The sequence below is a fragment of the Buttiauxella sp. AC038 genome (assembly GCF_979253565.1).
In genome coordinates this window covers 17,342-38,428 of sequence record NZ_CEEDCQ010000001.1, presented here as the reverse complement: position 1 = coordinate 38,428, position 21,087 = coordinate 17,342, and the positions used below count along the sequence as shown (strand labels likewise).

At 49.9% G+C, this 21,087-nt stretch carries 20 protein-coding genes; 8 read left to right on the top strand and 12 right to left on the bottom strand.

The genetic code is table 11. The annotated features are described in order from the left end of the window. Window positions 1-5 precede the first annotated feature (5 nt). The 8 genes from atpF to asnC all read right to left on the bottom strand — a co-directional run bounded on the left by atpF (window position 6) and on the right by asnC (window position 6,592). Complete coding sequence (atpF, locus tag AC0IXI_RS00180) at window positions 6-476, bottom strand: F0F1 ATP synthase subunit B (RefSeq protein ID WP_034460698.1); 471 nt, start codon at window positions 474-476, stop codon at window positions 6-8. 61 nt (window positions 477-537) lie between these two features. After that, window positions 538-777 carry a F0F1 ATP synthase subunit C gene (atpE, locus tag AC0IXI_RS00175; RefSeq protein WP_000429386.1) on the bottom strand — a complete coding sequence of 80 codons (240 nt, stop codon included), beginning with the start codon at window positions 775-777 and terminating at the stop codon, window positions 538-540. 48 nt (window positions 778-825) lie between these two features. Then, the gene (atpB, locus tag AC0IXI_RS00170; protein ID WP_064514881.1) at window positions 826-1,644 is read right to left on the bottom strand and encodes a F0F1 ATP synthase subunit A; all 819 of its coding nucleotides are present in this window, start codon (window positions 1,642-1,644) and stop codon (window positions 826-828) included. An 8-nt stretch (window positions 1,645-1,652) separates the two neighbouring features. Beyond that, complete coding sequence (atpI, locus tag AC0IXI_RS00165) at window positions 1,653-2,033, bottom strand: F0F1 ATP synthase subunit I (RefSeq protein WP_064541969.1); 381 nt, start codon at window positions 2,031-2,033, stop codon at window positions 1,653-1,655. A gap of 618 nt (window positions 2,034-2,651) precedes the next feature. Beyond that, window positions 2,652-3,275 carry a 16S rRNA (guanine(527)-N(7))-methyltransferase RsmG gene (gene rsmG / locus AC0IXI_RS00160; protein WP_064514884.1) on the bottom strand — a complete coding sequence of 208 codons (624 nt, stop codon included), beginning with the start codon at window positions 3,273-3,275 and terminating at the stop codon, window positions 2,652-2,654. Window positions 3,276-3,331: 56 nt separating this feature from the next. Continuing rightward, window positions 3,332-5,221: a tRNA uridine-5-carboxymethylaminomethyl(34) synthesis enzyme MnmG gene (mnmG, locus tag AC0IXI_RS00155; protein WP_064514886.1), complete on the bottom strand. Its 1,890-nt coding sequence runs from the start codon at window positions 5,219-5,221 to the stop codon at window positions 3,332-3,334. A 372-nt stretch (window positions 5,222-5,593) separates the two neighbouring features. Next, a complete protein-coding gene (gene mioC, locus AC0IXI_RS00150; protein ID WP_134186005.1) occupies window positions 5,594-6,043 on the bottom strand; it encodes an FMN-binding protein MioC in 450 nt (149 codons plus the stop codon). A gap of 90 nt (window positions 6,044-6,133) precedes the next feature. Next, window positions 6,134-6,592, bottom strand: coding sequence for a transcriptional regulator AsnC (asnC, locus tag AC0IXI_RS00145; protein ID WP_034460708.1), 459 nt, complete (start codon window positions 6,590-6,592; stop codon window positions 6,134-6,136). Between the two features lie 156 nt (window positions 6,593-6,748). Between asnC and asnA the strand changes: the two genes are divergently transcribed. Next, window positions 6,749-7,741, top strand: a complete 993-nt coding sequence (asnA, locus tag AC0IXI_RS00140) for an aspartate--ammonia ligase (protein WP_064514891.1) — start codon at window positions 6,749-6,751, stop codon at window positions 7,739-7,741. Window positions 7,742-7,744: 3 nt separating this feature from the next. Here the strand turns inward: asnA and viaA are convergent, their stop codons facing one another. Both viaA and ravA read right to left on the bottom strand, forming a co-directional pair. Next, window positions 7,745-9,196, bottom strand: a complete 1,452-nt coding sequence (viaA, locus tag AC0IXI_RS00135) for an ATPase RavA stimulator ViaA (RefSeq protein ID WP_471681784.1) — start codon at window positions 9,194-9,196, stop codon at window positions 7,745-7,747. Further along, window positions 9,196-10,689: an ATPase RavA gene (gene ravA / locus AC0IXI_RS00130; protein ID WP_471681783.1), complete on the bottom strand. Its 1,494-nt coding sequence runs from the start codon at window positions 10,687-10,689 to the stop codon at window positions 9,196-9,198. Before ravA ends, viaA begins: the two co-directional genes overlap by 1 nt. 227 nt (window positions 10,690-10,916) lie before the next feature. Here ravA and kup point away from each other — a divergent pair, with 227 nt between their 5' ends. The 7 genes from kup to rbsR all read left to right on the top strand — a co-directional run bounded on the left by kup (window position 10,917) and on the right by rbsR (window position 18,795). Then, window positions 10,917-12,785 carry a low affinity potassium transporter Kup gene (gene kup / locus AC0IXI_RS00125; protein WP_064514895.1) on the top strand — a complete coding sequence of 623 codons (1,869 nt, stop codon included), beginning with the start codon at window positions 10,917-10,919 and terminating at the stop codon, window positions 12,783-12,785. A 194-nt stretch (window positions 12,786-12,979) separates the two neighbouring features. Further along, complete coding sequence (gene rbsD / locus AC0IXI_RS00120; RefSeq protein ID WP_413499567.1) at window positions 12,980-13,399, top strand: D-ribose pyranase; 420 nt, start codon at window positions 12,980-12,982, stop codon at window positions 13,397-13,399. Between the two features lie 7 nt (window positions 13,400-13,406). Continuing rightward, window positions 13,407-14,921 (top strand): ribose ABC transporter ATP-binding protein RbsA, encoded by a 1,515-nt coding sequence (gene rbsA / locus AC0IXI_RS00115; protein ID WP_064514900.1) that lies wholly within the window; start codon window positions 13,407-13,409, stop codon window positions 14,919-14,921. Continuing rightward, window positions 14,918-15,883: a ribose ABC transporter permease gene (gene rbsC, locus AC0IXI_RS00110; protein ID WP_064514902.1), complete on the top strand. Its 966-nt coding sequence runs from the start codon at window positions 14,918-14,920 to the stop codon at window positions 15,881-15,883. The genes rbsA and rbsC overlap by 4 nt, the downstream gene beginning before the upstream one ends. Window positions 15,884-15,911: 28 nt before the next feature. Then, window positions 15,912-16,799: a ribose ABC transporter substrate-binding protein RbsB gene (gene rbsB, locus AC0IXI_RS00105; RefSeq protein WP_064514934.1), complete on the top strand. Its 888-nt coding sequence runs from the start codon at window positions 15,912-15,914 to the stop codon at window positions 16,797-16,799. A 71-nt stretch (window positions 16,800-16,870) separates the two neighbouring features. Beyond that, window positions 16,871-17,800 carry a ribokinase gene (gene rbsK, locus AC0IXI_RS00100; RefSeq protein WP_134186013.1) on the top strand — a complete coding sequence of 310 codons (930 nt, stop codon included), beginning with the start codon at window positions 16,871-16,873 and terminating at the stop codon, window positions 17,798-17,800. Between the two features lie 2 nt (window positions 17,801-17,802). After that, window positions 17,803-18,795 carry a ribose operon transcriptional repressor RbsR gene (rbsR, locus tag AC0IXI_RS00095; protein ID WP_134186015.1) on the top strand — a complete coding sequence of 331 codons (993 nt, stop codon included), beginning with the start codon at window positions 17,803-17,805 and terminating at the stop codon, window positions 18,793-18,795. Here the strand turns inward: rbsR and mdtD are convergent. After that, the gene (gene mdtD, locus AC0IXI_RS00090; protein ID WP_064514908.1) at window positions 18,792-20,174 is read right to left on the bottom strand and encodes a multidrug transporter subunit MdtD; all 1,383 of its coding nucleotides are present in this window, start codon (window positions 20,172-20,174) and stop codon (window positions 18,792-18,794) included. The genes rbsR and mdtD overlap by 4 nt on opposite strands. A 42-nt stretch (window positions 20,175-20,216) precedes the next feature. Next, on the bottom strand, window positions 20,217-20,915 hold the full coding sequence (locus AC0IXI_RS00085) for a FadR/GntR family transcriptional regulator (protein ID WP_064514910.1): 699 nt from the start codon (window positions 20,913-20,915) through the stop codon (window positions 20,217-20,219). Window positions 20,916-21,087: the final 172 nt, after the last annotated feature.

Genomic DNA, 21,087 nt, shown 5'->3' with positions numbered 1-21,087 from the left:
CCTCCTTACAGTTCAGCGACCAGTTTATCAACGATGTCGCTGTTAGCAGCTTCATCCACGGAACGTTCAATGATCTTCTCGGCACCGGCGATAGCCAGCAGAGCCACTTGCTTACGCAGTTCTTCACGAGCGCGTTTACGCTCTGCGTCGATTTCTGCCTGAGCCTGTGCAACGATTTTGTCACGTTCCTGCTCTGCCTCGGTTTTAGCTTCTTCAAGGATCTGAGCACGGCGTTTGTTCGCCTGCTCAATAATCACCTGAGCTTCACCTTTGGCTTTTTTCAGCTGGTCGGTCGCGTTGGCCTGTGCAAGGTCAAGGTCCTTTTTGGCACGTTCTGCAGAAGAGAGACCGTCAGCAATTTCTTGTTGACGCTTCTCGATGGCAGCCATGATTGGCGGCCATACGTACTTCATGCAGAACAGAACAAACAGGACAAACGCGATGGCCTGGCCGAGGATTGTTGCGTTAAGATTCACAGCACAATGCCTCTTTGTTAGTTAACGTTCTGATATTGCTTGGTGTATTAAGCAATGCTTACTACGCGACGGCGAACATCACGTACAGACCCAGACCAACAGCGATCATCGGGATAGCATCCACCAGACCCATAACGATAAAGAACTGAGTACGCAGCAAAGGAATCAGATCAGGTTGACGCGCTGCGCCTTCCAGGAATTTTCCCCCGAGGATGCCGATACCGATCGCAGCACCGATTGCCGCCAGACCCATCATCACAGCGGCAGCCATGTACAGCAGATCCATATTCAGGTTTTCCATGACAGTCTCCAGTTTGTTTCAGTTAAAACGCAGTAGTGGTAAGTAAAATCAATGCTCTTCAGATGCCATCGACAGATAGACGATCGTCAGAACCATGAAAATGAAGGCTTGCAGCGTAATGATCAGGATGTGGAAAATGGCCCAAGGCACACTCAGAATCCACTGTGACCACCACGGCAACAGACCAGCAATCAGAATGAAAATCAATTCACCGGCATACATGTTGCCGAACAGTCGCAGACCAAGAGAAATAGGCTTGGACAGCAGGCTCACACCTTCAAGGATTAAGTTGAACGGTATAAATGCCCAGTGATTGAACGGCTGCAGCGTCAGCTCTTTCGTGAAGCCGCCAATGCCTTTCATTTTGATGCTGTAGAAAAGAATCAGGATAAACACGCCAAGCGCCATAGACAGGGTGATGTTCACGTCCGCAGACGGCACCACACGCAGGGCTGGCAGGCCAAAGATATGCTCGCCGATAAACGGCAGGAAATCGATTGGCAGCAGGTCCATCAGGTTCATCAGGAATACCCAGACAAAGACCGTCAGAGCAAGCGGTGCAATGACCTTGCTTTTGCCATGGTACATGTCTTTGACACTGGTATTAACAAAGCCGATGACCAACTCAACTGCTGTCTGGAATTTACCTGGGACACCACTAGTAGCGTTTTTTGCTACTTTGCGGAATAACACCAGGAACAAGAAACCCAGAACCACGGAGAAGAACATGGAGTCAATATTGAGTGTCCAGAAGGTAGCTGGGGGGTGATACGGATCAACCAGCGAGAAAGTACGCAGGTCCAACTGAAGGTTATTCAGATGGTGGCCTATATACTCCTGCGGTGTAGAGATTTCTCCTGCAGACATGATGCCTCTTACCCTTTGTTGTTAATTACAGCTGGTGCGAGTATCTGCACAACCAGCACCGAAACCCACGTCACAATAAGCGGCAACAATACCGCCTTAAAACCAGCTAACGCCACCACCAATATGGTAAAGCTCGCTATCACCTTTAATACTTCGCCAATAGCGAAGGTCCAGGCCAGACGGCCCTTTGACGGTGTATGCACTTGGTGACGCCAGGCAAAATTCATAAATACAGCATTTGGCAACCAGGCTGCCAGGCCTCCGCCAAAAGCAGAAGCACCCCACGCGGGGTCTTTGAGGCAAAACAGCAATCCAATTGCTATCACTGCAAGAAGCTGAAGGAACAGAAGCTTACGAGCAACGTTTCTACTCAATAGCGACACAGACATGGCGTATCCTAACTCCTGCTCCCTTCGGGGTATGTCGCGCTGGTATAAAACTGCCTTTACGCTTTTGAGTCAAGCCTCAAAAAGCGAGCAAATTATACGGTGCGGCCCCGTGATTTCAAACAATAAGTAGCAAAAAGGTGAACAAATGTTTAAATATTTTCCAACGCAGTTATTTTTCAACTTTTTCTAAATACTGGTTATTTTCCCTAAAAGGGCAAACAATCGAAATAGCTGCCTAATAAAGCGTGCACAAGATCACAAATCAAACATGTCACAACCATTATGCATTTGTCTGTCTCATTAAGTGCGAAACACAGATGTCTGATAAATAAGCTGATTACTGTCTACTCTATTTAAAATAGCCTGAAACATCATTAAAACATTTCATTGACATTTTTATTTATATTTTAACAATTATCCGCATTTGATACTTACGTAATATTTAGCAGGGTTATATTTTCATGCTTAACTAATTTTAAACCTAACTCTGCATTTCGCGTTAAAAATGTGATGACGAAAAGTTAAACCAGTGTTGAATGTAACCAGAGGTTTCAGGCTTTTTCTCTTGATTTTTTAACCTAAAAGAAACAATCCTTTTTCGCCTTTTTTTGATAAATATTAATTTTTGTTTGGCTTAATCATCACCAGATGGCGTTCACCATCAAGCTCTGGCACCTGCAGACGGATAACGTCTTCAACCGTGAAGCTTGCGGGTAAGGCTGCAATTTCATCATCCGGGCGCAATCCCTTCAGAGCATAGAAGCGACCATTCTCAGCTGGAAGATGTTTACACCAGGTCACCATGTCAGTCATTGAGGCAAAAGCACGGCTGATAACCCCATCAAAAGGCGGCTCGGCCGGGAACTCTTCTACACGGCTTTGCACTGGCGTAATGTTATCAAGGTGAAGCTCATGCTGAACCTGGCGCAGGAACCGCACACGCTTACCGAGGCTGTCGAGCAGCGTGAAATGTGAGTCCGGGCGCACGATCGCCAGCGGGATCCCTGGTAAACCTGGACCTGTCCCCACATCGATAAAACGTGAGCCCTGCAAGTACGGCTCTACAACGATACTATCCAGAATATGGCGCACCAACATGTCTTCAGGAAGACGCACGGAAGTCAGGTTGTATGCTTTGTTCCATTTGTGAAGTAGTTCAACATAGCCAACCAATTGTTGTTTTTGGTTTTCTGGCAACGTAATGCCTGCGCTATCCAGCAGGCGATTGAGTTTGTTAAGCACTGTGGTCTATACCCATCAAAAAAAGGCCAGGAAATCCTGGCCCTGAAATGTATTCATCAGGCGCTACGGCGTAGCAGGCCTTGTTTTTTTAGCCAGACAAGCAAAATGGAGATCGCCGCCGGGGTTACCCCTGAAATGCGTGATGCCTGCCCAATTGAGACTGGTTTATGATCGTTAAGCTTTGCGATCACTTCGTTAGAAAGACCACTCACCTGCTTGTAATCCAGCGTTGCAGGAAGCAACGTATTTTCGTTACGTTGTTGTTTTTCAATCTCTTCTTGCTGGCGAACGATGTAGCCTTCGTATTTGACCTGAATTTCTACCTGTTCAGCAGACTCTGGATCTTGAAGGCCTGGCGCAAATACTGACAGTTGCATCATCTCAGCATAGGTCATTTCTGGACGACGCAGCAGATCTTCGCCATTTGCTTCACGCGATAGTGGAGCACTTAGCTTAGCGTTTACTTCTTCAACGCTCTCAGAATGAGGATGCAGCCAGATGTCTTTCAGACGCTGACGCTCAAGCTCAATGCTTTCCAGTTTTTCGTTAAAGCGTGCCCAACGTTCGTCATCCACCAGACCCATTTCACGGCCAACGGCGGTTAAACGCAGATCGGCGTTGTCTTCACGCAGCATCAAGCGGTATTCAGCACGTGAGGTGAACATGCGGTACGGCTCTTTCGTGCCCAGGGTGCAAAGATCGTCGACCAGTACGCCAAGGTATGCCTGGGAGCGAGCTGGTGCCCAACCCTCTTTCTCAGCAGAGAAGCGTGCTGCGTTCAAACCAGCCAATAAGCCTTGCGCCGCAGCTTCTTCGTAACCGGTAGTGCCGTTGATTTGGCCAGCAAAGAACAGACCCTGGATATATTTACTTTCCAGCGTTGGTTTCAGATCGCGAGGATCGAAGAAGTCATATTCAATGGCATAGCCAGGACGGACGATCTTCGCATTTTCCATGCCTTCCATCGAACGGACGATCTGCATCTGAACATCAAACGGCAGGCTGGTGGAGATACCGTTCGGGTAGATTTCGTTGCTGGTTAGCCCTTCAGGCTCAAGGAAGATTTGGTGCTGGTTACGATCAGCAAAACGCATCACTTTGTCTTCGATTGACGGGCAGTAACGCGGGCCAATCCCTTCGATAACGCCTGCATACATCGGGCTGCGATCGAGGTTATTACGAATAACGTCATGCGTTTTTTCGTTGGTATACGTGATGTAACACGGTACTTGCGCAGGATGCTGGTTCACATTTCCCATGAACGAGAACACCGGCATTGGGTTATCGCCATGCTGCTTAGCAAGTACGCTGAAATCGATAGTGCGTGCGTCGATACGTGGAGGTGTGCCTGTTTTCAGGCGACTGACACGAAGTGGCAGTTCACGTAGACGGCGTGAAAGCGAAATGGATGGCGGATCGCCTGCACGACCACCGCTGTAGTTATCCAGTCCGATATGAATTTTGCCATCCAGGAATGTACCAACAGTCAGTACCACGGATTTAGCGCGGAACTTCAAGCCCATTTGCGTGACAGCACCGACAACGCGATCGTTCTCAACAATCAGATCTTCAACAGCCTGCTGGAAGATCATCAGATTGGGCTGGTTTTCCAGCGCAGTGCGTACCGCCTGGCGGTAAAGCACTCGGTCTGCCTGAGCACGAGTAGCCCGTACTGCGGGGCCTTTACTCGCGTTTAGTATCCTAAACTGGATACCGGCATGGTCGATAGCTTTTGCCATCAAACCGCCTAAAGCATCCACTTCTTTAACCAGATGTCCCTTGCCAATACCACCGATCGCTGGGTTACAAGACATTTGCCCTAACGTGTCGATATTGTGAGTCAAAAGAAGGGTTTGTTGGCCCATCCGTGCAGCAGCCATTGCAGCCTCGGTGCCTGCATGACCCCCGCCAATGATGATGACGTCAAAAGGATCTGGATAAAACATGGTACTGCCTCACGGTTTTGCAAATGGGGGATGACTGATTCCCGGGGTTGGCGATTCTACTTAACTTTAGCCTTTCGAGAAAGCCTTGGGATCCCCGGTAATTAAAAGAAGATCTTTTTTATTTAAAGATCTCTTTATTATGATCTCTTATTAGGATCGGCATGTTCTGTGGATAAGCGCTTTTATGGTAAAGAGATCAAGCGATTAAGAAGGATCGTTAGCTGTGAATGATCGGTGATCCTACGCAGTATAAGCTGGGATCAAAACAGGTACTTATGCACACCTCAAAAAGTGAACAGGAGTTGTTATTGGGATAACTACTGCTTAACCCAAGGTTTTAAGCATACTTATACACAGATAAAAGTGAGATCTTTACAAATCCAGGAGTAAATTCTTCCATGATCCGACCCAAATCTCAGCCGGATCCTCAGGAATATCGTGATCAAGGATGTTCACTTTGAGTAAAGAGCCCACTCTTTTAGCTCCGCACTCCGTCAGAAGGGTGTCCAATTTTTCAATTGCGCCGCAAAAAGTGTCGTATTCACGACTACCAATTCCGATTGCACCATAATGAAGAGAACTCAGATCTGGACGTTCTTCATTTATAGCATCGAAGAGAGGTTGCAGATTTTCAGGAAGATCCCCAGCCCCATGAGTAGAAGAGACAATCAGCCAAATTCCACTGGTTTGCAGATCTTCTAACAGTGGCCCATGCAGCGTTTGGGTCGTAAAACCCGCCTCATCGAGCTTTTCAGCTAAATGTTCAGCGACATATTCAGCACTGCCCAGGGTACTGCCGCTAATCAGAGTAACTTCTGTCATTGCGATCCCACCTTTTCGAAACGATGGGCATTGTACGCTGTGTAAGGCCTGCGATCTACCTGTGGATAATATGGGTATTAAAAATAACTGTCAGGGCTTGATGGTGCGCATGATCGGGTTCTGGAGGGAGATCAGTGTTTCGGTGGACTGAATTTCATCAATTGTTTGGATCTTGTTGATAAGTACTTGTTGAAGCGCATCGATAGATCGACACATCACCTTAATAAAGATGCTGTAGTGGCCGGTGGTGTAATACGCCTCAGTGACTTCTTCGAGGCTTTCCAGTTTTGCCAGTGCCGAAGGGTAGTCCTTCGCACTCTTCAAGATGATGCCGATAAAGCAGCAAACGTCGTAACCCAGTTGTTTAGGGCTGATATCGATGCGTGCGCCGGTAATGATCCCTGCCTGCTTCATCTTCTCTACACGTACGTGAATCGTGCCGGGGCTGACACTAAATTGTTTAGCCAGTTCTGCGTAAGCAGTACGGGCATTTGCCATTAAAGCGTCGAGGATGCCGCGATCGAGATTGTCGATCTGATAATTATCCATCACTTTTTCCTATGATTAGTAACGATAGTTCAGATTTTATAGCCTTAAATTAGTCGATTGAAAACCAGTAAGGCTTTTTTATTGTTGATTATTGAATGTTATGCCGACTTTGTTGCTTAATCATCGTCAGTAAAACAACACAATAAAGAGAAAACCATGAAAACTGCCTACATCGCTAAACAACGCCAGATTAGTTTTGTTAAGTCCCACTTCTCTCGTCAACTGGAAGAAAAGCTTGGTCTGATGGAAGTCCAGGCTCCGATTCTCAGCCGCGTGGGTGATGGTACTCAAGACAATCTGTCTGGTTGTGAAAAGGCGGTGCAGGTGAAGGTGAAAACCTTGCCTGACGCGCAGTTTGAAGTGGTGCATTCGCTGGCCAAATGGAAAAGAAAAACACTAGGCCAGCACGACTTCAGCGCGGGCGAAGGGCTTTACACGCACATGAAAGCTCTTCGCCCCGATGAAGACCGTTTGACTCCTATTCATTCTGTGTACGTCGATCAGTGGGATTGGGAACGTGTTATGGGTGAAGGAGAACGTCATCTCGGTACGCTTAAGCAAACTGTAGAAAGCATCTGGGCGGCAATGAAAGCCACGGAAGCCGCAGTGAGCGAGCAGTACGGTTTGACGCCTTTCCTGCCAGAACAAATCCACTTTGTTCACAGCGAAGAACTACAACAGCGCTTCCCGGACCTTGATGCAAAAGGGCGTGAGCGTGCGATTGCGAAAGAGTTGGGCGCGGTGTTCCTGATTGGTATTGGTGGCAAACTGGCAGATGGAAAACGCCATGATGTTCGTGCACCAGATTACGATGACTGGTCAACCGCCAGCCAGGGCGATTTCAAAGGGTTGAACGGTGACATTATGGTGTGGAACCCGCTGCTTGAAGATGCGTTTGAACTCTCTTCTATGGGGATCCGTGTGGATGCGCAAGCATTGCAACATCAGTTAGCAACCACCGGTGATGAGGATCGTCTGCAACTTGAGTGGCACCAGTCACTGCTCAAAGGCGAAATGCCGCAAACCATTGGTGGTGGCATCGGGCAGTCTCGTTTGGTGATGCTGATGCTGCAACAGCCACACATTGGCCAGGTACAGTGCGGCGTGTGGCCTGCGGAAGTCCACGCTAAGGTTGCGTCACTGTTGTAAGAATTAACGCCGCCAGCGACGAATCAGGCGGCTACGCATCCCGGTATCGAAGCGCCAGATATGATCGAATATGCGCATGATGCCGGGCTTGCCGTGCCCGGACATGGCGACGGCATGAAAACGATGCAGGTGTTTACGCTGGAGATCCTTCACTTGCGTCACCACATCATCTGGCAGGCGTTGAGCAATAAAGTCAGAAATCACTACCGCATCGGCGTCAAACCATTCACTTCCCTGCATTTTTTCTGCGATCGCACGAAAACAACTGGCGATATCTGTGCCGCCGCGAAAACGCTGGCTCAGAAAACGGATCGCTTGCTCAATACCATCTGCACCACACACCTCGTAACGCACCACTTCACTGGAAAACAGCATGATGAAACAGCGACGGTTATCGGCCAGCGCCACGCGCATCAGTGCGAGGCAAAACGCTTTGGCACATTGTTCGTTAAAACCGCCCATTGAACCTGACGTATCCACGCAAACAATGAAAGGCCCACGGGGCTGCTCGTCAAAATCCTGGTGAACGACAGGGCGCTCGACAACTTTCTCGCGCCAGGAGTCACCATGTAGCCGGTAAGTCAGCAGCTGCTTTTCCACCAGCCGGCGATAAAACTCAAATTCCAGCTCACTAATGCCAAGTGTTGCCAACTCTGGCGGTAATAACCGCAAAATGTCATCGCTACGCTGAAGCCCGTCAACCTGTTCTGGCACCGTTGCTGGTTCACGCACCAGCATGCGCCAGGTTTCGGTTGGTGCATCTTTTTTCGGTACCGCTTTTGCTTCTTTAGAGCGGCCAAGCTGTTCGGCCAGTTTGAGCAATTCAGGCTGGCTGGCAAGAAAATCGCCGTACTGAACGATGAGCTGATAATCCCCACGCTTAAGCGAACCGGCACTCATATCCCACAGGCGCCCTGCGGCGTTATCGCTATCGACTAAAACCGGTTCTAGCTGGCCGCTTAATGCCAGACGCTGCTGCACTTCAGCGAGCAACTGGTCACGCTCGTCTTCCAGTAATTGTTGGTTAAGTGATGTGGTCTGAACCACCAGGCTCAGACGCCAGCGTTGCAGAAACAGCGTTTGTTGGGCGGGTGTCAGCCGAGGTGTTTCTGCCACCAGCTTCTGGGCTTGCCCGAAGAATGGAGAATCAAGACTTTCCAGCTGGCGTAAGATATCCGGAAGCTTAGCGGATAGTTGGTTTGTGGTGAGCAGTTGGCTCTCCTGATAACACATGACTTCCAGAGTTAGCTCTTGCGGCACGTTGGTATCGTGTAATCGCGCTTTGAGCAATTCGCGCCAGCGAGGAATATCTTTAGTTACCGCGTTTTTCATGCGTGGGAATTTTTCAAAAAACACCGCCAACTGAGGTGCTGCCAACAGTGCGACAATAATTCCTTCTATTAGCTCACCTTCGCTAATCGCGAGGATCACATCAAGAGCCTCAACGCTTAACATCAGTGGCGTGCCTGTTTAATCTGTTCCGCAACGTCTTGCAGGCTGGCTTCAATTTTCCCCAGCCATTCGTTGTGGATGAACAAACATTTTTGCTGATCGTTAAAACGTTCGTGTTGCTGGTGGAGTGTGGCTTCGAGAGAGTCGAATTGTTGTTTGATCTCATCCGGCATCCCTTCTTGCTGTTTGCCCGGAAGCAGCAGACGCGTACCTTGCAGGCTTATATCGCGCAGAACCAGATGCTGGCTTGCGTCGACTTCCATATTCAATACTTGGGCAAAACCAATACCGTTGAGCTTGCCACGCAGCTCCCCGCCTTTTATTAGCCACTGCGCACAGGCTTCGCGGGAGATAGAGACGTGGATAACTTCGATATCGTGTAGTTTCAGCGGCTGCTGGAGTAATAACGTCAGCGTTTCGCCAGCCAGTGAATCTGGTAACTGATACTGTGGACGACGGGTAAACATACCGCCTTGTTTGGTTACGGTGATTGCTTCCCGGTCACTGTGTTGCTGCTGTAATTGAATACGGTTCTGAATAATGGAACCCAATTTACTGAGCATCGCATATTGCTGCCAGGCGTGCCCAGTCATCAATATTTCCAACTGTTGCTGCATCAAATTCATCGCTGCATGGTCATGCCACAGGCAATCTTTTAGCAGGATCAAATCAATCGGGGCGACAGCATTGCGGCCGCTAAAGAAGGCACTGGCTTGTAACAGGCGAATGGCTTTCTTCCAGCGGCGGTCAGAAACATAAGGTGCCCCTGAAGCATTATCGAGTTGCTGGCGTAAGGTGAAGATCAGCTCAAATACATTCTCTGGCAGTACAACGGTGCCAATTTCCTTCTGCCATTTGAAATACTCATCGTCAGTGACTTGCAAGCTTTCGGGAACCGGGTTGTCGTTCTCATCATGCTGACTGGTGAGCATGGAACGGAAATTACCTTTGTCCTGCACTTTGTCGAGCCACAGGCGAATCAGCATACGGTCATATAGCGCTTCCAGGCTGCTGTCTGCTTCCGGGAGTTCATTGGAAGCGGCTACCAGCAAACGCATTGGGATTTTTTCTTCACTTGCCCCATTACGGAAACGTCGTTCATTTATTGCGGTCAGCAGGGTATTCAGAATTGCTGGACCTGCCTTCCAGATTTCATCAAGAAAGACGATCTCAGCTTCTGGCAAATAGCCCGCGGTCAGACGTTCATAGCGGCCTTCATCTTTTAAAGCCTGAATGGAAAGCGGACCAAACACCTCTTCTGGAGTGGAGAAACGCGTCATCAGGTATTCAAAAGCGCGCGCATGCTGGAATGCAAACTTCAGTCGGCGGGCAATCAAACTCTTGGCTATACCTGGAGGGCCAAGCAAGAAAACACTTTCTCCGCTTAGCGCTGCCAGCAGGCAAAGACGCACCGCGTGTTGGCGTTCAAACAATCCTTTTTCCAGTGCCTGGCTAAGCCGTGAAATTCTTTCAGCCAATAAATGTGATTGAGCCATAATTAGCATTGCATCCTTACGCGGTATAAAACTCATTGGGTACAGCGAGTATATCGTTCATCTATATTATCGTTAATGGATTGATGAACGGCTCTTTTTTCCCTGACATAAGTTAAGCCTGTTGTATTTAGGGGTACGATTTACTTCATTATCGTGCATACTGTGCGCCTTTTTGTGGGCCAAGGGACTAAGCACACGCTTTCAGGATTCCAACAAAAGATTAGTCTATGAGCGCTGATAATAAACAATCATTGCCTGCGATAACGCTGGCTGCAATTGGGGTGGTATACGGTGATATCGGTACTAGCCCGCTTTATACCCTTCGTGAATGTCTGTCTGGTCAATTTGGGTTTGGCGTAGAACGTGACGCCGTATTTGGCTTTTTATCTTTAATTTTCTGGTTATTGATCTTAGTCGTCTCTGTTAAATATCTTACTTTTGTCATGCGTGCTGATAACGCCGGTGAAGGCGGTATTTTGACGCTAATGTCTTTGGCTGGGCGTAATACTTCGGCAAGAATGACGTCGGTGCTGGTGATCATGGGATTGATCGGCGGCAGCTTCTTCTATGGCGAGGTAGTCATCACCCCGGCAATATCGGTTATGTCTGCCATTGAAGGGCTTGAGATAGCCGCGCCGCAGCTCGACGCCTATATTGTTCCACTGTCGATAGCTGTACTGACTCTGCTGTTTATGATTCAGAAACACGGTACTGGTCTGGTGGGCAAACTGTTTGCTCCGGTTATGATGCTTTGGTTCCTGGTGCTGGCAGTCTTGGGTGCGCGCAGTATTATTGCCAACCCGGAAGTGCTTCATGCGCTGAATCCTGCGTGGGCGGTGCACTTCTTCATCGAATACAAAACAGTTTCATTCTTTGCTCTCGGCGCTGTAGTGCTTTCTATTACCGGGGTTGAAGCGTTATATGCGGATATGGGCCACTTTGGTAAGTTACCGATTCGTATTGCGTGGTTCTCGGTGGTATTGCCGTCACTAGTACTTAACTATTTCGGCCAGGGTGCGTTGCTGCTCAAAACCCCGGAAGCTATAAAGAACCCATTCTTCTTATTAGCTCCTGACTGGGCGCTAATACCGCTGATGATTCTGGCAACGCTTGCTACGGTTATCGCTTCTCAGGCTGTTATCTCTGGCGTGTTCTCATTGACTCGTCAGGCTGTGCGCCTGGGTTACCTGTCGCCAATGCGCATCATCCACACCTCGGAAATGGAATCCGGGCAGATTTATGTGCCAGCAATTAACTGGCTCCTCTATATCTCCGTGGTTATTGTCATAGTAAGTTTCGAGCACTCCAGCAACCTGGCGGCGGCATACGGTATTGCTGTTACGGGTACGATGGTACTGACTTCCATACTCTGCTGTACCGTTGCCACCAAAAACTGGCACTGGAACAAAATTGCCGTGCTACTGATGGGCTTTGCTTTCCTTTGCATCGACATTCCACTGTTCTCGGCAAACGTGGTCAAAATCTTCTCTGGTGGTTGGCTGCCACTGTGCCTGGCGTTGGTGATGTTTATCATTATGACGACCTGGAAGAGCGAGCGTTTCCGCCTGCTGCGCCGTATGCATGAGCACGGAAATTCTCTGGAAGCGATGATTGCCTCACTGGAAAAATCGCCGCCGGTACGTGTGCCGGGTACTGCGGTTTATATGTCCCGTGCCTTGAACGTGATTCCATTTGCCATGCTGCACAACCTCAAGCACAACAAAGTGCTGCATGAGCGTGTGGTGCTGCTGACGCTGCGAACTGAAGATGCACCGTATGTGCATAACGTTCGCCGTGTTTCTATCGAGCAGCTTTCGCCTACCTTCTGGCGTGTGGTGGCAAGCTACGGCTGGCGCGAAACGCCAAACGTGGAAGAGGTGTTCCACCGCTGTGGCCTGGAAGGGTTAAGCTGCCGAATGATGGAGACTTCGTTCTTTATGTCGCATGAGTCGCTGATCATCGGTAAACGCCCGTGGTATCTGCGCCTGCGTGGCAAACTGTTCCTCGCGCTGCAACGCAACGCCTTGCGCGCGCCTGACCAATTCGAAATCCCACCGAACCGGGTTATCGAGTTAGGTACTCAGGTCGAGATATAACGCTAACGCCTCTTCAATCGAAGGGGCGTTTTTTTTGCCTGTTTGATTGTGCACGCTCTCATTTCCCCCGTAGTGAAACAAGACAGCGAAACGTTTCGATACCGATCACACTTCTGTAACTTGCTGGTTGTTTTACCACCACTACATTTCCTACACTTCATCTCAGCGAAACGTTTCGCTAGTGGAGTAAGAAAATGAAGAAAGGCACAGTTCTCAACGCTGATATCTCGTCTGTTATTTCCCGTCTTGGCCACACCGACACGCTGGTGATTGCCGATGCCGGGTTGCCCATTCCTCGCAATACACCGCGTATTGATTTGGCACTGACTCACGGCGTACCGGGTTTTATGCAGGTCGTTGAAGTCGTAACGCAAGAGATGCAGGTTGAAGCTGCAGTCTTAGCTTCGGAAATTAAACAACATAATCCCCAACTCCATGAAACGTTGCTCAAGCACATCGAGCAACTGCAACAACACCAGGGAAACTCCATTTCTATTCGTTACATTAGCCATGAGCAGTTCAAACAACATACCGCTGATAGCCAGGCGGTTATTCGCAGCGGGGAGTGTTCCCCGTATGCGAATATCATTCTTTGTGCTGGCGTAACTTTCTGAGGCCGGCATGGAACCGTTACTGCAATTAAAAGGGATCGATAAATCGTTCCCGGGCGTGAAAGCCCTTTCTGGTGCCGCGTTGAATGTGTACGCCGGGCGCGTGATGGCGCTGGTGGGCGAAAACGGCGCAGGCAAGTCCACCATGATGAAAGTGCTGACCGGCATCTATCAACGTGATGCGGGTTCGTTGTTATGGCTTGGCACAGAAACCACCTTTAATGGCCCGAAATCCTCACAGGAAGCGGGCATCGGCATTATTCATCAGGAACTGAACCTGATCCCGCAGCTCAGCATCGCGGAAAACATCTTTCTCGGCCGTGAATACGTTAACCGCTTTGGCAAAATCGACTGGAAAACGATGTATGCCGAGGCGGATAAGTTGCTCGCTAAGCTCAACCTGCGCTTTAACAGCCAGAAGCTGGTGGGTGATTTGTCGATTGGCGATCAGCAGATGGTCGAAATCGCCAAGGTTCTGAGTTTCGAGTCGAAAGTCATTGTGATGGACGAACCAACCGATGCTTTGACCGATACCGAAACCGATTCTTTATTCCGCGTTATTCGCGAGCTGAAAGCTCAGGGGCGTGGCATCGTCTATATCTCGCACCGCATGAAAGAGATCTTCGAGATTTGCGACGACGTGACCGTGTTCCGCGACGGGCAATTTATTGCCGAGCGTGAAGTGGTGACGCTGACCGAAGATACGCTTATCGAAATGATGGTCGGCCGCAAACTTGAGGATCAATACCCTCGCCTGGATAAACAACCTGGCGAAACCCTTTTGCGCGTCGACAACCTTTCCGGGCCAGGCGTGCATGACGTCAGCTTCACTTTGCGCAAGGGCGAGATTCTCGGCGTTGCCGGTTTGATGGGCGCGGGCCGTACCGAATTAATGAAAGTGCTTTATGGCGCACTGCCGCGTACCGGCGGCTATGTTGCGCTTGATGGTCGTGAAGTGGTGACGCGCTCACCGCAAGATGGCCTGGCAAACGGCATCGTTTATATCTCCGAAGACCGTAAGCGTGACGGGCTGGTGCTCGGCATGTCAGTCAAAGAGAACATGTCGCTGACTGCGCTGCGCTACTTCAGCCATAACGTGGGTAGCCTGCGGCATAAAGATGAACAGCAAGCGGTGCAGGACTTTATCCGTTTGTTCAACGTGAAAACCCCGTCAATGGAGCAGCCAATCGGCCTGCTTTCAGGGGGCAATCAGCAAAAAGTGGCGATTGCCCGTGGCCTGATGACGCGCCCGAAAGTGCTGATTCTTGATGAGCCAACACGCGGCGTTGACGTTGGCGCTAAGAAAGAAATTTATCAGTTAATCAATCAGTTCAAAGCCGATGGGTTAAGCATCATTCTCGTTTCGTCCGAAATGCCGGAAGTGCTCGGTATGAGTGACCGAATCATGGTGATGCACGAGGGGCATCTGGGCGGGGAATTTACCCGTGAAGAAGCCACTCAGGAAGTCTTAATGGCGGCAGCCGTCGGCAAGCTCAATCGCGTGAATCAGGAGTCTGTAAAATGAGTACCCAAGCTATTCCTGGCCGTCGCTGGTTCACTAAAGCGTGGCTGTTAGAACAAAAATCCCTTATCGCTCTGCTGGTACTGATTGCGATTGTGTCGAGCCTTAGCCCGAACTTTTTCACCGTCAATAACCTGTTCAACATCCTGCAACAAACCTCTGTGAACGCCATTATGGCGGTTGGGATGACGCTGGTGATTCTGACTTCCGGGATCGACCTGTCCGTCGGTTCATTGCTGGCGTTGACCGGTGCGGTTGCGGCATCGATTGTGGGTTTAGAAGTCAATGCGCTGGTGGCTATTGCTGGTGCGTTGGCGTTAGGCGCGGCTATCGGTGCGGTGACGGGGATTATTGTCGCGAAAGGCCGAGTGCAGGCGTTTATCGCCACGCTGGTGATGATGCTTTTACTGCGTGGCGTGACCATGGTTTACACCAATGGCAGCCCGGTAAACATGGGGTTTTCTGATAACGCCGATCTGTTTGGCTGGTTTGGTATTGGTCGCCCACTGGGGATCCCAACGCCTGTGTGGATCATGGGTATCGTTTTCCTGGCTGCGTGGTACATGCTGCACCACACTCGCCTGGGGCGTTATATCTATGCGCTGGGCGGTAACGAAGCGGCAACGCGCCTGTCCGGCATCAGCGTTAATAAAGTCAAAATTATCGTTTACTCACTTTGCGGTCTGCTGGCGTCTTTGGCCGGGATCATCGAAGTGGCGCGTCTTTCTTCTGCACAACCGACGGCGGGCACGGGCTATGAACTGGATGCCATCGCGGCAGTGGTTCTTGGCGGCACAAGCCTCGCTGGCGGGAAAGGGCGAATTGTTGGGACGCTGATCGGGGCGCTGATCTTAGGCTTCCTCAATAACGGGCTGAATTTATTAGGTGTTTCTTCTTATTACCAGATGATCGTCAAAGCAGTGGTTATTTTACTGGCGGTGCTGGTGGACAACAAAAAGCAGTAACAATCATAACCCTACAGGACATCTGACTATGAATATGAAAAAACTGGCTACTCTGGTTTCCGCTGTTGCACTGAGCGCCACTGTCAGCGCTAACGCCATGGCTAAAGATACCATCGCGCTGGTTGTTTCCACGCTGAATAACCCGTTCTTCGTTTCCCTGAAAGACGGCGCACAGAAAGAAGCAGACAAACTGGGCTATAACCTGATTGTGTTGGACTCCCAGAATAACCCAGCGAAAGAACTGGCGAACGTGCAGGACCTAACCGTTCGCGGCACTAAATTGATGCTTATCAATCCAACTGATTCCGATGCGGTAGGTAATGCGGTAAAAATGGCCAACCAGGCTAAAATCCCTGTGATTACACTCGACCGTATGGCGAATCAGGGTACTGTGGTCAGCCACATTGCTTCTGATAACGTGGCCGGCGGGAAAATGGCGGGTGACTTCATCGCTAAGAAACTGGGTGAAGGCGCGAAAGTTATCGAATTGCAGGGCATTGCTGGTGCATCCGCTGCACGTGAACGTGGCGAAGGCTTCAAACAAGCGACTGCTGCGCACAAGTTTACTGTTCTGGCGAGCCAGCCTGCTGACTTCGACCGTACTAAGGGCCTGAACGTCATGCAAAACCTGCTGACTGCGCATCCTGATGTGCAGGCGGTCTTTGCTCAGAACGACGAAATGGCACTGGGCGCGTTGCGTGCTCTGCAAACTGCCGGTAAATCCGATGTTCTGGTTGTTGGCTTCGATGGCACAGCAGACGGGGTGAAAGCTGTTGAAGGTGGCAAACTGGGGGCCACTGTGGCTCAGATGGCTGACCAGATTGGTGTCATCGGCGTAGAAACTGCCGACAAAGTATTGAAAGGCGAAAAAGTCGACTCCAAAATCCCGGTTGACCTGAAGCTGATTACTAAATAAGAAAACAATAGAAAAGCAGGGCATCGTGCCACTACAGAAATGGGGTGGCACACTTAACTGGACTGATAAAAATGAAAACTAAAGGCAATCTCGTCGTGCTGGGCAGTATTAACGCTGACCATATCCTTAATCTCGAACATTTCCCGACGCCGGGTGAAACCGTTACCGGGCAAGAGTACCAGGTCGCGTTCGGTGGGAAAGGTGCCAACCAGGCTGTCGCAGCCGGGCGCAGCGGCGCAGACATTGCCTTTATTGCCTGTGTAGGCGATGACGACACCGGAAGCCGTGTTTGCAAGCAACTGGCAAGCGACAAAATTGATACCTCCCCTGTCAGTACTATTAAAGAAGCCTCTACAGGTGTGGCACTGATCTTCGTTAACGCTGCCGGTGAAAACGTGATTGGCATTCATGCCGGCGCGAATGGGGCATTAACGCCTGCGCTTGTCGCACAACAACATCAAAAAATCGCTGAAGCATCAGCGCTTTTAATGCAGCTGGAGTCACCGCTGGAAAGCGTACTGGCGGCCGCTAAAATTGCTCATCAGAACAATACCCAAGTGATCCTCAACCCTGCACCTGCCTGTGAGTTATCTGACGAACTGCTCGGGCTGGTGGATATGATCACTCCGAATGAAACTGAAGCGGAAAAACTGACAGGTGTGCGCGTCGAAAATGATGACGACGCGGCGGTTGCGGCTCAGGCGCTTCACGCTAAAGGCATTGAAACCGTCATTATTACCCTCGGTAGCCGTGGTGTCTGGCTGAGTGAAAAGGGTAAAGGGCAACGCGTTGCAGGCTTTAAGGTCAAAGCCGTGGATACCATTGCGGCGGGCGATACCTTTAATGGTGCGCTGGTCACAGCATTACTGGAAGATAAACCAATGGCCGAGGCAATACGTTTTGCCCATGCCGCCGCCGCTATTGCCGTGACGCGTAAAGGCGCACAGCCTTCAGTGCCGTGGCGTCATGAAATCGACGAGTTTTTGCAGCTGCAAGGATAATCATGGCCACCATGAAAGACGTTGCGAAAATGGCGGGGGTTTCGACTTCTACGGTTTCGCACGTCATTAATAACGACCGTTTCGTGAGTGATGCCATTCGTGAACGAGTTGATGCGGCAATTAAAACACTTAACTACGCGCCTTCTGCTTTAGCTCGTAGCCTCAAGCTCAATCAAACACATACTATTGGTATGTTAATCACCGCCAGTAGTAACCCGTTTTATTCTGAACTGGTGCGAGGGGTTGAGCGAAGCTGCTTTGAGCGTGGATACAGTCTGGTGCTTTGCAATACCGAAGGCGACGAGCAGCGCATGAACCGCAATTTGGAGACATTGCTGCAAAAGCGTGTCGACGGGCTTTTGCTGTTGTGCACCGAAACGCATCTCCCTTCCCCAGAAATAATGAGCCGCTACCCTTCTATTCCTACAGTGATGATGGATTGGGCACCTTTTGAAGGTGAGAGCGATGTTATTCAGGACAACTCACTGCTTGGTGGTGAGACCGCGACGCAACATCTTATTGATAAAGGTTATACCCGCATCGCCTGCATTACAGGGCCGCAGGATAAAACGCCGGCGCGGTTGCGCCTCGAGGGTTATCGCAAAGCGATGAATCGCGCCGGTCTTGAGATTCATGAAGGCTTTGAGATTATCGGTGACTTTGAGTTTCAGGGCGGTTTCACTGCTATGAACTCGCTGCTTGCACTGGAAGAGCCACCGCACGCCGTGTTTACTGGCAACGATGCGATGGCGGTCGGGGCTTACCACGCGCTGTATCAGGCCGGGCTTAAGGTTCCACAAGATATGGCCGTGGTCGGTTATGACGATATCGAACTTGCCCGCTATATGACGCCACCGCTTACCACTATTCATCAGCCTAAAGATGAGCTAGGTGAGCTGGCCGTTGATGTCCTGATACATCGAATGGCGCAACCCACGTTGGATAAACAGCGCCTGTTTCTGACGCCTGAGCTGGTGGTGCGTGGTTCAGCCTAGCGTTTAATCATGTTGCGCCCATCTTTCGGGCGTAACAGTAAGAACACCAGAGCCGAAACGAGCGTCACCGCCCCCATCGTCAGGAACGTATAGTGGAACTGCTCGACAGTATTAATACTCTCGATGCCCTCATATAGACGAAGTACTGCTGCACTTACCGCGACGCCAAGGCTAATTGCCAGTTGTTGCGTCACGGCCAACACGCTATTCCCGCTACTGGCATTTTCATCGGTAAGATCGGCAAGCGTAATTGTGTTCATTGCGGTGAACTGCGTGGACATCGCCATCCCCAGAATAAACAGTGGCAAAATGAGTAGCCACACTTCCATCCCTGGCGACTGCAGTGAGAATTGCCCAATCAGCAAACCAATAACCAGTGTCACTCCCACTAAAGTTTTCCTGTAACCAAGCTTACGCAATACTTGCGTCACAGTGGATTTTGCCAATAGTGAACCAATCGCAGTCGGTGCCATCATGCAGCCTGCGATCAACGCCGAATAGCCAAAGCCAACCTGTAGCATTAAAGGCATAAGGAACGGTACACAACCGGTTCCCAGGCGCGAAGCTAGATTCCCGACAATACCTATAGAGAAGGTTCTGGTGCGAAACATCGGAAGGGCGATAAGCGGCGTGGGGTGTCGGCGTGCATGCCATATATAAGTTGCCAACAGAACAAGGCCACCCAAAATCGTCAGAATGCCGATATAGCTGGCAACAATACGCTCCCCGAATAACTCCATCCCGCTTGAGATCATTACCAGACTTAATCCAAAGAGAAGGAAGCCAGTCATATCAAAGCCACGACGGGGAGTCGTAAAGTTTGGCATGTATTTTCGCGCGTAGATGAGCCCGAGAATACCGATAGGTATATTAATGAGGAAAATCCAGTGCCAGCTTGCCCAGGTAACTAATACGCCACCGAGCAATGGGCCAAGAATTGGGCCGACGAGCCCTGGCATGGTTACAAAGTTTAAAACAGGCAAGAGTTCACTGCGCGGATAGGCTCGCAGTAATGCTAAGCGGGCGACCGGCATCATCATCGCCCCGCCGATACCCTGTATCACACGGAAGACAACCAACTCACCAAGTGAGTTTGACATTGCACAGGCAAACGAGCCAAGAGTGAAGAGAGACACCGCGAACATAAACACACGTCGTGTGCCAAAGCGGTCGGCAAGCCAGCCGCTGACAGGGATTAGCATTGCAACGGTAAGCGTGTAACTAATAATCGCTGATTGCATTGCCAGCGGTGATCGTCCAAGACTATGAGCGATGGCGGGCAACGCGGTGTTTAGAATGGTGGCATCCAGCGCCTGCATAAAGAAGGCCATTGCCGCAATCCACGGTAACCCGGCCATACTGCGAGCTGTTTTGGTCATTTTTATCCTGATGTTTTAAGGCAACCAGGAAAATGCGTGTCCTTACCTTTGAGCGAGAGGTTCTTTTAACAATGCCTGACCTGCAATTAACGCGGCCTGGCTGTCGCTCTGGGTAATGGCATCCACAATTGCCTGGTGCAAATCGAGCTTAATAACTTCGTTATCTGTTATTGCGGTAAAGTAATTGTAATAAATAGAACGGAATAAGTTAGCGAAAGAACAAAGGAAAGGGTTACCACTCATTGCATAGATTTGTTCATGGTAAGCCATATCGACTTCTATCCAGCGCTGGCGGTCAAACGAGCCTTTCAGCGTTACCATTTCTACCATCATCTCGTTGAGAAAGGCTTTCTGCTCTTGAGTACCATTAATAGCGGCCATGGCACAGGCTTGTGGTTCCAGGCTATTACGCATAACAAGGAAGTAATCCACCACATCATTAAAGTTCTCCTCTGTCATCCACCACGCGAGCAACTCCTTATCAAGGAAGTTCCAGTAACTGCGAGGCATAACTCGAGTACCAATACGCGGGCGAGGTAGAACCATTCCTTTTGCTGTTAATGTCTTTACTGCTTCTCGTACCGCTGTGCGGCTAACACCGAAGATCTCACCCAATTCGATTTCACCAGGCAATATACTGCCAGCTTCGTACTCTCCGCGGAGAATGCGTTGCGCTAGTTTTTCCGCAAGAACATAGGAAAGGTTCTTTTGTGCCGCGAGTTGTTGTGCAGAGAGAGACATAAATGCAATTCCTTTAGCGTTGTTTCTATTAGTAGTATGCCACCAGGTGTCCTTTCCTGATGCTTAAAACAGCAAATATCCCGTGTTACTGCTGTTTTGCAGTGCTTTTGGCGAAAAAAAGACGCTTGGTAATCTATTTGCAATAAACACTTGTCAGCTTCCAGAAAATCCC